This is a genomic window from Streptomyces sp. BR123 (assembly GCF_013401435.1).
Taxonomy (GTDB): domain Bacteria; phylum Actinomycetota; class Actinomycetes; order Streptomycetales; family Streptomycetaceae; genus Streptomyces.
The window spans coordinates 1-14670 of the sequence record NZ_JACBGN010000182.1 but is presented as its reverse complement, the minus strand read 5'-3'; the positions used below and the strand labels follow the sequence as shown (position 1 = coordinate 14670).

The 14670-nt window shown below is 71.6% G+C and carries 14 protein-coding genes; 8 read left to right on the top strand and 6 right to left on the bottom strand.

Going from position 1 to position 14670, the window contains the following annotated elements; all coding sequences use genetic code 11:
- The first annotated feature begins 59 nt into the window (after nucleotides 1-59).
- Both HYE82_RS24530 and HYE82_RS24525 read left to right on the top strand, forming a co-directional pair.
- Nucleotides 60-803, top strand: a complete 744-nt coding sequence (locus HYE82_RS24530) for a lysoplasmalogenase (RefSeq protein WP_179176317.1) — start codon at nucleotides 60-62, stop codon at nucleotides 801-803.
- A gap of 19 nt (nucleotides 804-822) precedes the next feature.
- Entirely contained in the window at nucleotides 823-1866 is a 1044-nt protein-coding gene (locus HYE82_RS24525; protein ID WP_179176316.1) for a zinc-dependent alcohol dehydrogenase family protein, read from the top strand.
- Nucleotides 1867-1934: 68 nt separating this feature from the next.
- Here HYE82_RS24525 and HYE82_RS24520 read toward each other — a convergent pair whose 3' ends face one another.
- Nucleotides 1935-3476, bottom strand: coding sequence for a S8 family serine peptidase (locus HYE82_RS24520; RefSeq protein WP_179176315.1), 1542 nt, complete (start codon nucleotides 3474-3476; stop codon nucleotides 1935-1937).
- Between the two features lie 256 nt (nucleotides 3477-3732).
- Here HYE82_RS24520 and HYE82_RS24515 point away from each other — a divergent pair, with 256 nt between their 5' ends.
- The 3 genes from HYE82_RS24515 (at nucleotide 3733) to moaA (ending at nucleotide 6929) form a co-directional block, all read left to right on the top strand.
- Nucleotides 3733-4098 carry a DUF485 domain-containing protein gene (locus tag HYE82_RS24515; RefSeq protein ID WP_179176314.1) on the top strand — a complete coding sequence of 122 codons (366 nt, stop codon included), beginning with the start codon at nucleotides 3733-3735 and terminating at the stop codon, nucleotides 4096-4098.
- Complete coding sequence (locus HYE82_RS24510) at nucleotides 4095-5744, top strand: cation acetate symporter (protein ID WP_179176313.1); 1650 nt, start codon at nucleotides 4095-4097, stop codon at nucleotides 5742-5744. The genes HYE82_RS24515 and HYE82_RS24510 overlap by 4 nt, the downstream gene beginning before the upstream one ends.
- A 195-nt stretch (nucleotides 5745-5939) precedes the next feature.
- Entirely contained in the window at nucleotides 5940-6929 is a 990-nt protein-coding gene (gene moaA / locus HYE82_RS24505) for a GTP 3',8-cyclase MoaA (RefSeq protein ID WP_309144437.1), read from the top strand.
- A gap of 108 nt (nucleotides 6930-7037) precedes the next feature.
- On the opposite strand, the gene HYE82_RS24500 is transcribed toward moaA, so the two are convergent.
- Nucleotides 7038-7277, bottom strand: a complete 240-nt coding sequence (locus HYE82_RS24500) for a hypothetical protein (protein WP_179176311.1) — start codon at nucleotides 7275-7277, stop codon at nucleotides 7038-7040.
- Between the two features lie 146 nt (nucleotides 7278-7423).
- On the bottom strand, nucleotides 7424-7753 hold the full coding sequence (locus HYE82_RS24495; protein WP_179176318.1) for a DUF3099 domain-containing protein: 330 nt from the start codon (nucleotides 7751-7753) through the stop codon (nucleotides 7424-7426).
- Nucleotides 7754-7926: 173 nt separating this feature from the next.
- On the opposite strand from HYE82_RS24495, the gene HYE82_RS24490 reads away from it, so the two are divergent.
- Nucleotides 7927-8205, top strand: a complete 279-nt coding sequence (locus HYE82_RS24490; protein WP_179176310.1) for a GlsB/YeaQ/YmgE family stress response membrane protein — start codon at nucleotides 7927-7929, stop codon at nucleotides 8203-8205.
- 98 nt (nucleotides 8206-8303) lie between these two features.
- Here HYE82_RS24490 and tyrS read toward each other — a convergent pair whose 3' ends face one another.
- The 3 genes from tyrS to HYE82_RS24475 form a co-directional block, all read right to left on the bottom strand.
- Nucleotides 8304-9572, bottom strand: coding sequence for a tyrosine--tRNA ligase (tyrS, locus tag HYE82_RS24485; RefSeq protein ID WP_179176309.1), 1269 nt, complete (start codon nucleotides 9570-9572; stop codon nucleotides 8304-8306).
- A 130-nt stretch (nucleotides 9573-9702) separates the two neighbouring features.
- Nucleotides 9703-11091 (bottom strand): metallopeptidase TldD-related protein, encoded by a 1389-nt coding sequence (locus tag HYE82_RS24480; RefSeq protein ID WP_179176308.1) that lies wholly within the window; start codon nucleotides 11089-11091, stop codon nucleotides 9703-9705.
- Nucleotides 11088-12611, bottom strand: a complete 1524-nt coding sequence (locus HYE82_RS24475) for a TldD/PmbA family protein (protein ID WP_179176307.1) — start codon at nucleotides 12609-12611, stop codon at nucleotides 11088-11090. The genes HYE82_RS24480 and HYE82_RS24475 overlap by 4 nt, the downstream gene beginning before the upstream one ends.
- A 186-nt stretch (nucleotides 12612-12797) precedes the next feature.
- On the opposite strand from HYE82_RS24475, the gene fabG reads away from it, so the two are divergent.
- A complete protein-coding gene (gene fabG, locus HYE82_RS24470; protein ID WP_179176306.1) occupies nucleotides 12798-13517 on the top strand; it encodes a 3-oxoacyl-[acyl-carrier-protein] reductase in 720 nt (239 codons plus the stop codon).
- Nucleotides 13518-13522: 5 nt separating this feature from the next.
- Nucleotides 13523-14293: an enoyl-ACP reductase FabI gene (gene fabI / locus HYE82_RS24465; protein ID WP_179176305.1), complete on the top strand. Its 771-nt coding sequence runs from the start codon at nucleotides 13523-13525 to the stop codon at nucleotides 14291-14293.
- Nucleotides 14294-14670 lie beyond the last annotated feature (377 nt).

Here is a 14670-nt window from a genome sequence, read left to right as displayed (position 1 = left end):
GCCCCCGACGCCCCCGCTGCAGAGGCCCCGGCCGCGACGGCCGCCCCGGAGCGGGCCGCATGAGCGCCGCCGCCTCCGCAGCAGCGGGGACGGGCGCCCACGGCGCGGGTGCGGGTGCGGGTGCGGCCTCCGGCGCCCGCGCCACCGCCGGCCGGGCCCTGCTCGCCGCCTTCGCCGCCGCCACCGCCGCCGACCTCGTGTCGCTGCTCGCCGACTGGCACCCCGGCCACGTCCTCTTCAAGCCGCTGCTGATGCCGCTGCTCATCGCGTACGCCGTCACCCGCCGGGCGCCCCGCCTGCTGCTCGCGGCCCTGGCGTTCGGCTGGGGCGGCGACCTCGCCCTGCTCTTCGACGCCGAGCCCGCCTTCCTCGTCGGCATGGGCTCCTTCGCCGCCGGGCACGTCTGCTACCTCGTCCTCTTCGGCCGGGGCCGGACCCACCCCGCCCTGGCGGCCGGCTACGCCGCCGCCCTGCTCGGCACCGTCGGGCTGCTGTGGGGCGACCTGCCGGCCGACCTGCGGATCCCGGTCGCCTGCTACAGCCTGCTGCTCACCGCCATGGCCTGCCGGGCGGGCGTTTTCGGGCTGCGCGCGGGCATCGGCGGGGCGCTGTTCCTGCTGTCCGACTCGCTCATCGCGAGCGGGGTCGCCGCCTGGCCCCAGCTGCCCCGCCCCGACTTCTGGATCATGGCAACGTACGCAGCCGCCCAGTACCTGCTGACCACCGGTGCGCTCGCCGCGGCCGGGCAGGCGTACGGTGGGGCCGTACCGGCCGACGACGGCCGGATGCGAACCGACCCCTGATCCGGAGGGCCCTACCGGCATGCGCGCCACCGTCATCCACGCCCCGTACGACATACGCGTGGAGGAGGTGCCCGATGCGGCGGTCCGGCATCCCGGGGACGCCGTCGTGCGCGTTCTGCGCGCCTGCATCTGCGGCAGCGACCTGTGGGCCTACCGCGGCGAGTCGCCGCGGCAGCCCGGCCAGCGCATCGGCCACGAGTTCCTCGGCTTCGTCGAGGAGACCGGCTCCGAGGTGGCGGGGCTGCGCACCGGCGACCTGGTCGTCGCGCCGTTCATGTGGTCGGACGGGACCTGCGCCTACTGCTCCGAGGGCCTGTACACCTCCTGTGTGCACGGCGGGTTCTGGGGCTCGGTCGGCCACGACGGCGGCCAGGGCGAGGCCGTCCGCGTCCCGCACGCCGACGGCACCCTCGTGAAGCTGCCGGCCGAGGCCGCCTCCGACGACCACCTGCTGACCGCGCTGCTCGCGCTGTCCGACGTGATGGGCACCGGGCACCACGCGGCACTGGGCGCCGGGGTCCGCGAGGGCTCCACCGTGGCCGTCGTCGGCGACGGCGCGGTCGGCCTGTGCGGCGTCCTGGCGGCGAAGCGGCTGGGCGCCGGGCGGATCATCGCCCTGGGCCGGCACGCGGCCCGTACCGGCATCGCCGAACTCTTCGGGGCCACGGACGTCGTCGCCGAGCGCGGCGAGGCCGCGGAGGCCGCCGTGCGCGAACTCACCGGCGGTCAGGGCGCGCACGCCGTGATCGAGGCCGTCGGCACCGAGCAGTCGATGCGCACGGCCGTCGGCATCACCCGCGACGGCGGCGCCATCGGCTACGTCGGCGTCCCGCACGGCAGCGGCACCGGCCTCGACCTCGGCGTCATGTTCGACCGCAACATCAGCCTGCGCGGCGGCGTGGCCCCGGTGCGCGCGTACATCCCGGAGCTGCTCCAGGACGTGCTGAGCGGTGCGATCGACCCGGCGCCCGTCTTCGACCGCGGCGTCGTCCTGGACGAGGTCCCGGACGGGTACCGCGCGATGGAGGACCGCAGCGCCCTCAAGGTGATCATCAAGCCCTGAGGCCGTCGGAGAGCGGAAGGGCCGGCCGGGGATCGCTCCCCGGCCGGCCCCGTGTCACCGGTGGACGGTCACTTGACGGCCTTCAGCGCGTCGATCACGCCGTAGCCGTAGTAGCCCGTCTGGCCCCACTTGCTCGAGCAGGTGGTGGCGTCGACCAGCGTGCCCGTGGCGTCGTACACCTGCGCCGGGCAGTCCGCCTTGGTGGCCTGGGACTTCATCAGGCGCTGCAGCTGCGCCGGCGAGGCCTCCGGGTGGGCGCTCTTGAGCAGCGCGGCGACACCCGCCGCGTGCGGGGCGGCCATCGAGGTGCCCTGCTTGTAGCCCCAGCCGCCGCCCGGGACGGTCGACAGCACGCGGCCGTTGGCGTCCGGGGTGGCCGGGACCTGGTACTTGTCGCCGCCGGGGGCGGCCACGTCGACCACGCCGAGGCCGTAGCTGGAGTAGTACGACTTGAAGCCCTTGTCACCGGTCGCGCTCACCGTGACCACGCCGGGCAGCTGCGTCGGCAGGTCCAGGCAGACCTTCGGGTCGATGGTGCGCGGGCCCGGGGTGGTGTCGTTCGGGCTGGAGTCGTCGAGGATCGAGTCCGCCGCCAGGTCGTGGTTCGAGTTGCCGGCCGAGGCGACGCTCAGGACGCCCTTGCGCTCGGCGTACTTGGTGGCCCGGGAGAGGGCCTCCACCAGCGCGCCCTGGTCGCTGTCCGACTTGCAGTTGTAGAGCCACGGGTCGACGTAGTAGCTGTTGTTGGTCACCTCGATCCCCTTCTCGGCGGCGAACATGAAGCCGCACACGACCGCCTCGGTGTAGAAGAGGCTGGTCCCGGGCTCGCTCACCTTGATGCCGGCGACCTTGACGCCCGGGGCGACACCGCTGATGCCGATGCCGTTGCGGGCCGCGGCTATGGTGCCGGCCACGTGGGTGCCGTGGTCGCTGCCGTCCGGGTACGGACGCCAGGCGCCCTCGGAGGTGTCGGCGACGCCGCCGACGCAGTTGGCCGACTGCGCCCGGGAGAAGTTCGGCGCGAGATCCGGGTGGGTGTCGTCGACACCCGTGTCGATGACACCCACGGTGACGTCCTGGCTGCCATCGTTGATCTTGTGAGCCTGGTCGGCCTTGATCGTCCGCAGGTCCCACTGGTTGGGCTCCAGCGGCTCCTGATCCGCCTGCGCCGCCGCGGCGGCCTTGGCGGCGTCCGCCGCGCTCAGCTTCTGCGTGGAGCCCTCGTCGGTGGTCTGCACCGCCTGCAGGGGAGCCGTGCGGGTGGCGCCGACCGACACGAACAGGCTGCGCTGGGCACGCAGCGTCCGGGCGAACTCCGGGTTCTGAGAGTGCGCGACGACCACGCCGATCTGCTCATAGGCCGTCACCACCGTTCCGCCGGCGCCCTCGATGGCCTTCTTGGCCTGCTTCACCGTCCCGTACGCGGTCAGGTTCGCCACGTACGACAGCTTCGGGCCGGTGGTGTCGGCCTTCGCCGCCGCGGCGCTGTCCGCCGTGGTGCCCAGCGGGGCGGCGGAGGCCGCGACCGAGGGCAGGAAGGCGAGCGAGGCGGTGAGCGCCAGGCCGACCGGTACGGCGAGGCGCCGGCGGCCGGATCCCAGATGAGCCATGGGTTCTCCACATCATCCGTGAAAAAGTCGTCCGCGCGCGGTCGCGCAGGACGACGGGTTCATGACAGGTGAACCTAATGCCGGTGCTCGCCTCTGCGCCATCAGTTCGAGGAATCAGTTTCCAAAGAATCCGGGGACGTTGAACCGCCCCGGGCTGCCGTCCGTGCCCTTGTCAGGGGGCCCCGGTTCGCCCGTCCCCCGCACGGAGGTTGATTTGTCCGTCCCCACCGCACCAGCGTCACAAGGAGAGCCCCCCGTGACCACCGAAGCAGCGCCGCCGCCGGGCAGCGCGGGAACGTCCACGGCCAGCCCCACCGCCGAGCAGTTCGTCGCCGTCCAGCAGAGTGCCGAGTTCGCCGGGCTGCGGCGTTCCCACCGCTCGTTCGCCTTCCCGCTCACCGTCGCCTTCATCGCCTGGTACCTGCTCTACGTCCTGCTGTCCAACTACGCCGGCGGCTTCATGGGGACCAAGCTCTTCGGCAACATCAACGTCGCCCTCGTCCTCGGCCTCGGCCAGTTCGCGACGACCTTCCTCATCGCCTGGCTGTACGCGGGGCACGCGGCCGGGAAGCTCGACCCGAAGGCGGAAGCCATCAAGGCGCGGATGGAGAACGGCGCATGAGCGGCACGCTGCACCTCACCGTGGCCGCGGCGCCGCACACCACGGCAGCAGGCGGCGCCGGCGAGCACCGGCCGCTGATCATCACCCTCTTCGGCCTGTTCGTCGTCGCGACCCTGATCATCACGATCCGGGCCGGCCGCCAGACCCGGGGCGCCGCCGACTTCTACGCAGGCGGACGCCAGTTCACCGGCTTCCAGAACGGCCTCGCCATCTCCGGCGACTACATGTCCGCAGCGTCCTTCCTCGGCATCGCCGGCGCCATCGCCCTCTTCGGCTACGACGGGTTCCTGTACTCCATCGGATTCCTCGTGGCCTGGCTCGTGGCGCTGCTGCTGGTCGCCGAGCCGCTGCGCAACTCGGGCCGCTACACGATGGGCGACGTCCTGGCCTTCCGGATGCGCCAGCGGCCCGTGCGCACCGCCGCCGGCACCTCCACCATCGTCGTGTCGATCTTCTACCTGCTCGCCCAGATGGCGGGCGCGGGCGTGCTCGTCTCGCTGCTGCTGGGGATCACCAGCGACGGCGGCAAGGTCGCCGTGGTCGCGCTGGTCGGCGTCCTGATGATCGTCTACGTGACCGTCGGCGGCATGAAGGGGACCACCTGGGTCCAGATGATCAAGGCGGTGCTGCTGATCGCGGGCGCCCTGCTGATCACCTTCCTGGTGCTGCTCAAGTTCGACTTCAACATCTCCGAGCTGCTCGGCACCGCCGCGGAGAACAGCGGCCAGGGCGCGAAGTTCCTGGAGCCGGGGCTGAAATACGGCAAGGACTCCACCTCGAAGCTGGACTTCATCTCCCTCGGCATCGCCCTCGTCCTGGGCACCGCGGGCCTGCCGCACATCCTGATCCGCTTCTACACCGTTCCCACGGCCAAGGCCGCCCGCAAGTCCGTGAACTGGGCCATCGGCATCATCGGCGCCTTCTACCTGATGACCATCGCCCTCGGCTTCGGCGCCGCCGCCCTGCTCAAGCGGACCGACATCATCGCCTCCAACAAGGCCGGCAACACCGCGGCCCCCCTGGTCGCCCAGGAACTCGGCGGCGGAGCCGGCTCCACCGGCGGCGCGATCCTGCTCGCCGTGATCTCCGCGGTCGCCTTCGCCACCATCCTCGCCGTCGTCGCCGGGCTCACCCTCGCCTCGTCCTCGTCCTTCGCCCACGACCTCTACGTGAACGTGATCCGCAAGGGCAACGCCACCGAGGAGGAAGAGGTCCGGGCGGCCCGCTGGTCCACCGTCGTCATCGGCGCCGTCGCCATCTTCCTCGGCGCGCTGGCCCGCGACCTCAACGTCGCCGGCCTCGTCGCCCTCGCCTTCGCGGTCGCCGCCTCCGCCAACCTGCCGACGATCCTCTACAGCCTGTTCTGGAAGCGCTTCACCACCCGGGGCGCGCTGTGGTCGATCTACGGCGGCCTGGTCTCCTCGGTCGTCCTGGTGCTGTTCTCCCCGGTCGTCTCCGGCAAGCCCACGTCGATGTTCAAGGACGCCGACTTCTACTGGTTCCCGCTGGAGAACCCCGGCATCGTCTCCATCCCGCTGGGCTTCCTGCTGGGCTGGCTGGGCACCGTCCTGTCCAAGGAGAAGGCCGACCCCGAGAAGTTCGCGGAACTCGAGGTCCGCTCCCTCACCGGAACCGGCGCCCACTGACACCCCGAACGGGTGAACGCACCGCACACGCAGCGTGGCCGTGTCGTACGGACGTACGACACGGCCACGCTGCCTCTCGTTCGAACGGGCATCCCACCGCGCCGCCCGTCTCGCGTAGGCTCGATCCAGCGCTTGCACTCTCCACCCAGGCGGCGCCGCACATCTGACAGGAACCGGACCGGGGAGGGGCTCGCAGTGCTTCTCGACACCTACGGCCGCGTGGCCACTGACCTGCGCGTTTCACTCACCGACCGGTGCAATCTGCGCTGTACGTACTGCATGCCCGAGGAAGGCCTGCAGTGGCTGGGCAAGTCGGACCTGCTCACCGACGAGGAGATCGTCCGGCTGGTTCGCATCGCCGTCACCCGGCTCGGGATCACCGAGGTCCGCTTCACCGGCGGCGAGCCGCTGCTGCGCCCCGGCCTGGTCGGGATCGTCGAGCAGTGCGCCGCGCTGGAGCCCCGCCCCAGGATGTCGCTGACCACCAACGGCATAGGCCTCAAGCGCACCGCGGAGGCGCTCAAGGCCGCCGGCCTGGACCGGGTGAACGTGTCGCTGGACACCCTGCGCCCCGACGTCTTCAAGACCCTCACCCGACGTGACCGGCACCAGGACGTCCTCGACGGCATGGTCGCCGCCCGCGCGGCCGGCCTGACCCCGGTCAAGGTCAACGCCGTCCTGATGCCCGGCCTGAACGATGACGAGGCCCCCGACCTGCTGGCATGGGCCGTCGACCACGGCTACGAACTCCGCTTCATCGAGCAGATGCCGCTGGACGCCCAGCACGGCTGGAAACGCGACGGCATGATCACGGCAGGCGACATCCTCGCCTCCCTGCGCACCCGCTTCACCCTCACCGAGGAGGGCTCCGAGGAGCGCGGCTCCGCCCCCGCCGAGCGCTGGACCGTCGACGGCGGCCCGGCCACCGTCGGGGTCATCGCCTCGGTGACCCGGCCCTTCTGCGGCGCCTGCGACCGCACCCGGCTCACCGCCGACGGCCAGGTCCGTACCTGCCTGTTCGCCACCGAGGAGACGGACCTGCGCGGAGCCCTGCGCTCCGGCGCCCCCGACGAGGAGATCGCCGGACTCTGGAAGACGGCGATGTGGGGCAAGAAGGCCGGATCCGGGCTCGACGACCCGTCCTTCCTCCAGCCCGAGCGCCCGATGTCGGCGATCGGCGGCTAGTCGGGAACGCCGGCGGCGCCGGTCCCGGGCGGCTGCTCCGGTCGGCGGTGCTCCGCCCGCTCCGGTGCTCCGACCGCTCCGATGCTCCGCCCCGCTCCGGCCGGAGCACTAGCGGCGCTCCGACCCCTCCGGCTGCACCCACTCCGTCAGCTCCACCACGTCCTTGAGGAAGCCGCGGACTCCCAGGAACTGCGAGAGGTGCTCGCGGTGCTCCTCGCACGCGAGCCAGGTCTTGCGCCGCTCCGGTGTGTGCAACTTCGGGTTGTTCCAGGCCAGCACCCAGACGGCCGCCGCGCGGCAGCCCTTGGCGGAACAGGTGGGAGTCTCGGGGGCGTCAGGGGAGTTCACGGCTCAACCCTACAAACCGACCCCGGGAAAGGGCGACGCCGAGCAGCCACGGGGGGAGCTGCCCGGCGTCGGTCCGTCGCTCCGACGGGGGATGCGGAGCGCGTACGCAGTATGTCACGCACGACCCGGTGCAGTGCACCGGAACTTCATGATTGATCTGAGGTTTTCCTGAGGTTTCCCGCTTCCAGTGCCGGACGTGCAGGTGGCGGCAGGAAACTCGACGGCAGCTTCGGTGTCGATTCGCGCCCCGCGTTGGCGATGACCACGGCCACGTACGGCAGCAGCGCGCCCGCGACGAGCGTCACGACCGCCAGGTGCCGCTCCACGTTCCACAGGAGCACGGTCGCGATGACCGACAGGGTCCGGATCGCCATCGAGATCACGTACCGGCGCTGCCGCCCCCGCACGTCCTCATCGAGGCCCATCCGGGCCCCGGTGATCCGGAAGACCTCGGCCCCGCTCCGCTTCCTCCGCAGCACGCTCCACCGCCCGATCCGACTCCCGGGCGTTCCGCAGCCCGGACCCTTCCACCGTACGCCGAGGTCACGGCGGACAGGAGAGGGGGTGCCCCTGACGGGGGCGTCCGGAATGCGCAGCACACCGGACGGGCCGAGACTGGGCCCATCCGCGTACCACGAGGAGGCTCGACATGCAGTGGTTGTGGGCGATCATCGTCGGTTTCGTGCTGGGCCTCATCGCCAAGGCCGTCCTCCCGGGAAAACAGCACCAGCCGCTCTGGCTGACCACGCTCTTCGGCATGGTCGGTGCCATCCTCGGCAACGCCGTCGCCTCCTGGATCGGCGTCGCGGAGACCCGGGGCATCGACTGGACCCGGCACCTGCTCCAGCTCGCCGGGGCGATCGCGGTCGTCGCCCTCGGCGAGATGATCTACATGTCGGTGCGCGGCGGGAAGAAGGGCACGGCCTGACCCCGGCGCGGGTGCCGCCCGAGGAAGCTGCAGGGGCCGGTCCGGACGGAGTGTCCGGACCGGCCCCTGCACCGTGCGGGCGGCGGGCGTGTCCCGGGTCAGGCGCCGGTGACCTCGACCGCCGCCAGGTTCTTCTTGCCGCGGCGCAGCACCAGCCAGCGCCCGTGCAGCAGGTCCGCCTCGGCCGGGACCGCGTCCTCGGCGGTGATCTTCACGTTGTTCACGTAGGCGCCGCCCTCCTTCACGGTCCGGCGGCCGGCCGACTTGCTGGCGACCAGCCCGGTCTCCGCGAGCAGGTCCACCACCGGGGCGAGCTCCGCCACCCGGGCGTGCGGCAGCTCGGAGAGGGCAGCGGCCAGCGTGGCCTCGTCCAGCTCCGCCAGCTCGCCCTGGCCGAACAGGGCCTTCGACGCGGCGATCACGGCGGCGCACTGGTCGGCGCCGTGTACCAGCGTCGTCAGCTCCTCCGCCAGCGCGCGCTGCGCCGCGCGCGCCTGCGGCCGCTCGGCGGTCTGCGCCTCCAGCGCCTCCAGTTCCTCGCGGGACTTGAAGGACAGGATCCGCATGTAGGTGGACACGTCCCGGTCGTCCACGTTCAGCCAGAACTGGTAGAACGCGTACGGGGTGGTCATCTCCGGGTCCAGCCAGACGGCCCCGCTCTCGGTCTTGCCGAACTTGGTGCCGTCCGCCTTGACCATCAGGGGCGTTGCCAGCGCGTGCACCTGAGCCTGCGGCTCCAGCCTGTGGATCAGGTCGAGGCCGGCCACCAGGTTGCCCCACTGGTCGGAGCCGCCCTGCTGGAGGGTGCAGCCGTGGCGGCGGTACAGCTCCAGGAAGTCCATGCCCTGCAGCAGCTGGTAGCTGAACTCCGTGTAGCTGATGCCTTCCTGCGACTCCAGGCGGCGGGCCACGGAGTCCTTCGTCAGCATCTTGTTGACGCGGAAGTGCTTGCCGATGTCGCGCAGGAACTCGATGGCGGACAGGCCGGCCGTCCAGTCCAGGTTGTTCACCATGACCGCCGCGTTCTCGCCCTCGAAGGACAGGAACGGCTCGATCTGCGTGCGCAGCCGCGTCACCCAGTTCGCCACGGTCTCCGGGTCGTTCAGGGTGCGCTCGGCCGTCGGGCGCGGGTCGCCGATCTGGCCGGTGGCCCCGCCGACGAGCGCCAGCGGCCGGTGCCCGGCCTGCTGCAGTCGGCGTACGGTGAGCACCTGCACCAGGTGGCCCACGTGCAGCGAGGCCGCCGTCGGGTCGAACCCGCAATAGAACGTGACAGGACCGTCCGCGAACGCCTTGCGCAGCGCTTCTTCGTCGGTGGACTGGGCGAACAGCCCGCGCCACTTCAGTTCGTCGACGATGTCCGTCACGGTCGTGACTCTCCTTGAACGAGATGAAACAGGTGCTGAGGGGTTTCCCCGCCAGTCTAGGCGGGCGGGGAGCCCCCTCCGGACGCCCGGCAGCGGCGGTCGCTGCCGGGAAGGGCGGCCCGCGGAGGCCTCAGACGCCCTTGCTGACGGAGCTCATGTTGAAGTCCGGGATCCGCAGCGCGGGCATCGAGGCCCGGGTGAACCAGTCGCTCCACTCGCGCGGCAGGGTCTTCTCGGGCCGGCCCGCCTCGGAGGCCCGCGAGAGCAGGTCCACCGGGGACTCGTTGAACCGGAAGTTGTTCACCTCGCCGACGACCTCCCCGTTCTCCACCAGGTAGACGCCGTCCCGGGTCAGGCCCGTCAGCAGCAGCGTCGCCGGGTCGACCTCGCGGATGTACCACAGGCAGGTCAGCAGCAGGCCCCGCCCGGTGGCGGCCACCATCTCCTCCAGCGACTTGTCGCCGCCGGCGTCCAAGAGCAGGTTCCCGAAACCGGGGGAGACCGGCAGCCCCGTCAGGCCCGCGCTGTGCCGGGTGCTGGTCAGCCGGGTCAGCTCGCCGTCCTTGATCCAGTCGGTCGGCGGGACGGGCAGGCCGTTGTCGAACACCGAGGCGTCATCGCCGGAGCTGTGCGCGATCACGAACGGCGCCGACTCCAGGCCGGGCGCGTTCGGGTCGCTGCGCAGGGTCAGCGGCAGCCGGGACAGCTTCTCCCCGAGCCGGGTGCCGCCGCCGGGCTTGGAGAACACCGTACGGCCCTCCACCGCGTCCCGGGCCGCCGCCGACCACATCTGGTAGATCAGCAGGTCCGCCACGGCCGTCGGCGGCAGCAGCGTCTCGTACCGCCCCGCCGGCAGGTCGAAGCGCCGCTCCGCCCAGCCCAGCCGGACGGCCAGCTCCGCGTCCAGCACGGTCGGGTCGACGTCCTTGAAGTCCCGGGTGGAGCGGCCGGCCCAGGCCGAGCGCTGCCGGTCCGGGGACTTGGCGTTGACTTCCAGGGTGCCGTTGGGCTGGTCGTGGCGCAGCCGCAGCCCGGTCGAGGTGCCCACGTACGTGGAGACCAACTCGTGGTTGGCGAAGCCGTACAGCTCCCGGCCGCCCGCCCGGGCCCGGGCGAAGGCCTCGCCGAGCGCCGGGGCGAAGTCCGCGAACACCGCCGAGGAGGTCTCGGCCGGGGCGTCGGTGAAGTCCGGCGACGCGGGGGTCCCCGTGACCAGCGGCTGCGCGTCCTCGGCCGGGCTCGCGTTCCGGGCGGCGGCCTCGGCGGCACGGACCAGCGGCTCCAGGTCCTCGGCGGTCACGGCGGAGCGCGAGACGACCCCCGAGGCCGTGCCCTCCTTGCCGTCGACCGTGGCGATGACCGTCAGGGTCCGGCCGCGGGTGACGCCGTTGGTGGTGAGCGCGTTGCCGGCCCAGCGCAGGTTGGCCGTCGACTCCTCGTCGGCGATGACGATGCAGCCGTCTGCGGTGGACAGCTCCAGGGCCCGCTCGACGATCTCGTGGGGCTTCGTTCGGCTCATCGGCCCGCCTCCTGGGTCGTGTTCAAGATGTTGACGTCGCGGAACAGCGCGGACGGGCAGCCGTGCGAGACCGACGCCACCTGGCCCGGCTGGGCCTTGCCGCAGTTGAAGGCGCCGCCCAGGACGTACGTCTGCGGGCCGCCGACCTTCTCCATGGAGCCCCAGAAGTCGGTGGTGGTGGCCTGGTAGGCGACATCGCGCAGCTGGCCGGCAAGCCGGCCGTTCTCGATCCGGAAGAACCGCTGCCCCGTGAACTGGAAGTTGTAGCGCTGCATGTCGATCGACCAGGAGCGGTCGCCGACCACGTAGATCCCGCGCTCGACCCCGCCGATCAGGTCCTCCGTGGACAGTCCGCCCGGATCCGGCTGCAGCGAGACGTTCGCCATCCGCTGCACCGGCACGTGCCCGGGGGAATCGGCGAAGGCGCAGCCGTTGGACCGGCCGAGTCCGGTCAGCCGCGCGATGCGCCGGTCCAGCTGGTAGCCGACCAGGGTGCCGTCCTTGACCAGGTCCCAGCTCTGCGCCTGGACGCCCTCGTCGTCGTAGCCGATGGTGGCGAGCCCGTGCTCGGCGGTGCGGTCACCGGTCACGTTCATGATCGTGGAACCGTACTTCAGCGTGCCGAGCTGGTCGAAGGTGGCGAAGGAGGTTCCCGCGTACGCCGCCTCGTAGCCCAGCGCCCGGTCCAGCTCCGTGGCGTGGCCGATGGACTCGTGGATGGTGAGCCACAGGTTGGACGGGTCCACGACCAGGTCGTACCGGCCGGCCTCGACGCTCGGCGCCCGCATCTTCTCGGCGAGCAGGGACGGGATCTCCTCCAGCTCGGCGTTCCAGTCCCAGCCGGTACCGGTCAGGTACTCCCAGCCGCGTCCGGTCGGCGGAGCGATGGTGCGCATGGAGTCGAACTCCCCGGTGGTGCCGTCCACGGCGACGGCGGTCAGCTGCGGGTGGATGCGCACGCGCTGCTGCGTGGTCACGGTGCCGGCGGTGTCCGCATAGAACTTGTTCTCGTGGACGGCGAGCAGCGAGGCGTCGACGTGCGCGACCCCGTCGGCGGCGAGCAGCCGCGCGCTCCAGTCGGCGAGCAGGGCCGCCTTGTCCGCGTCCGGTACGTCGAACGGGTCCACCTCGTAGGCGGAGATCCACGTCTTGTCCGCGTGCACGGGCTCGTCGGCGAGCTCCACCCTCTCCTGCGCGCCCGCGGCCTTGATGACCTGGGCCGACAGCTTGGCCATGGCCACCGCTTGCGAGGCCACGCGGGCGGCGCCGTCCATGGTCAGGTCCACACCGGAGGCGAAGCCCCAGGCGCCCCCGTGCACCACCCGGACCGCGTACCCGAGGTCCGTCGTGTCGGACCCGCCCGATGGCTTGGCGTCCCGCAGCCGCCAGGAGGCGCTGCGGATTCGCTCCAGCCGGAAGTCGGCATGCTCGGAGCCCAGCGCGCGGGCCCGGGCGAGCGCCGCGTCGGCGAGCGCCCGAAGGGGCAGCGCGGTGAAGGCCGCGTCGATGGAATGGGGCACGGAAGTCCTCCCGGGGGTCGGAGCCGGTCCCCCCGATCATGGCGCGCCCGGGTCGTTCGTGCCTACCACTTTCTGTAGGGACTCGACATAGCGCGTCCCGAGGCCCTGTCGGAGACCGATTCTGCGCGGGGCATGCGCGACCTATAGGTTTCTGGTACTCAGACCGCTAGTCGAAAGGGTGATCCGTTGAGCCGCTCGGTTCTCGTCACCGGAGGTAACCGGGGCATCGGCCTCGCCATCGCCCGTGCCTTCGCGCAGGCCGGCGACAAGGTCGCGATCACGTACCGCTCGGGTGAGCCGCCCCAGGAGCTCACCGCGCTCGGCGTCCTGGCGGTCCGCTGCGACATCACCGACTCGGAGCAGGTGGAGCAGGCCTACAAGGAGATCGAGGAAAAGCACGGGGCGGTCGAGGTGCTGGTGGCCAACGCCGGCATCACCAAGGACACGCTGCTGATGCGCATGTCCGAGGACGACTTCACCTCCGTCCTCGACACCAACCTCACCGGCACCTTCCGCGTGGTCAAGCGCGCCAACCGCGGCATGCTGCGCGCCAAGAAGGGCCGCGTCGTCCTGATCTCCTCGGTCGTCGGCCTCCTGGGCTCGGCGGGCCAGGCCAACTACGCCGCCTCCAAGGCCGCGCTGGTCGGCTTCGCCCGCTCCCTCGCCCGTGAGCTGGGCTCGCGGAACATCACCTTCAACGTCGTCGCCCCCGGCTTCGTCGACACCGACATGACGAAGGTGCTCAGCGACGAGCAGCGTGCGGCCATCGTGGCGAACGTGCCGCTCGCACGCTACGCGCAGCCCGAGGAGATCGCGGCTGCGGTCAGCTTCCTGGCGTCCGACGACGCCGCGTACATCACCGGAGCCGTCATTCCCGTTGACGGCGGATTGGGCATGGGTCACTGATCACCATGAGCGGAATTCTCGACGGCAAGCGCATCCTGATCACGGGTGTGCTGATGGAGTCCTCCATCGCCTTCCACGCCGCCAAGCTGGCCCAGGAGCAGGGCGCCGAGGTCATCCTGACCGCGTTCCCGCGTCCGACGCTGACCGAGCGCATCGCCAAGAAGCTGCCCAAGCCGGCCAAGGTCATCGAGCTCGACGTCACCAACGAAGAGCACCTGGCCCGCCTGGAGCAGCTGGTCCGGGACGAGCTCGGCGGCCTCGACGGCGTCGTCCACTCGATCGGCTTCGCCCCGCAGGACGCCCTCGGCGGCAACTTCCTGAACACCCCGTTCGAGTCGGTCGCCACCGCCATGCACGTCTCGGCGTTCTCGCTGAAGTCGCTGACCATGGCCTGCAAGCCGCTGTTCCCGGCGGAGGGCGCGGCCGTCGTCGGCCTCACCTTCGACGCGCAGTTCGCCTGGCCGCAGTACGACTGGATGGGCCCGGCGAAGGCGGCCCTGGAGGCGACCAGCCGCTACCTCGCCCGCGACCTGGGCAAGGAGAACATCCGCTGCAACCTGGTCTCGGCCGGTCCGATCGGCTCGATGGCCGCGAAGTCCATCCCGGGCTTCGGCGAGCTGGCGGAGGTCTGGAACTCCCGCTCGATGCTGGAGTGGGACATGAGCGACCCGGAGCCCGCGGGCCGCGGTGTGGTCGCGCTGCTGTCGGACTGGTTCCCGAAGACCACCGGCGAGATCGTCCACGTGGACGGCGGTCTGCACGCGATGGGTGCCTGAGCGTCACCCGCACGGCGTACGGCGGCGGCCGTGCCTCCTTCCGGGAGGCGCGGCCGCCGCCGTTTCGCGTGCCGGGGCCGGGTCCCGCCGGGGCCCGGGCCTCACGCTCGATCGGATTTACGAGGGCCGACCGGATATTCCCAAGTCGAAAACCGGGACACAAGCCTGCAAACTGACCGGGCCGGGATCTTCCCGGCTGCTGCGGGGAGGAGGTACGGGCGTGCGCGCGAGGCCGAGCCGGGCGATGTCACTGCTGGTGACCTCGTCGGTCCTGACGGGATTCCTGATCCCCGGAGTCCTCGCCCGGCCCGAGGGCGGCGACCCGGCACCCGGGGCCGGGACGGCGGCCCCCGCCGCGGCCGACCCCGCCGAGATCC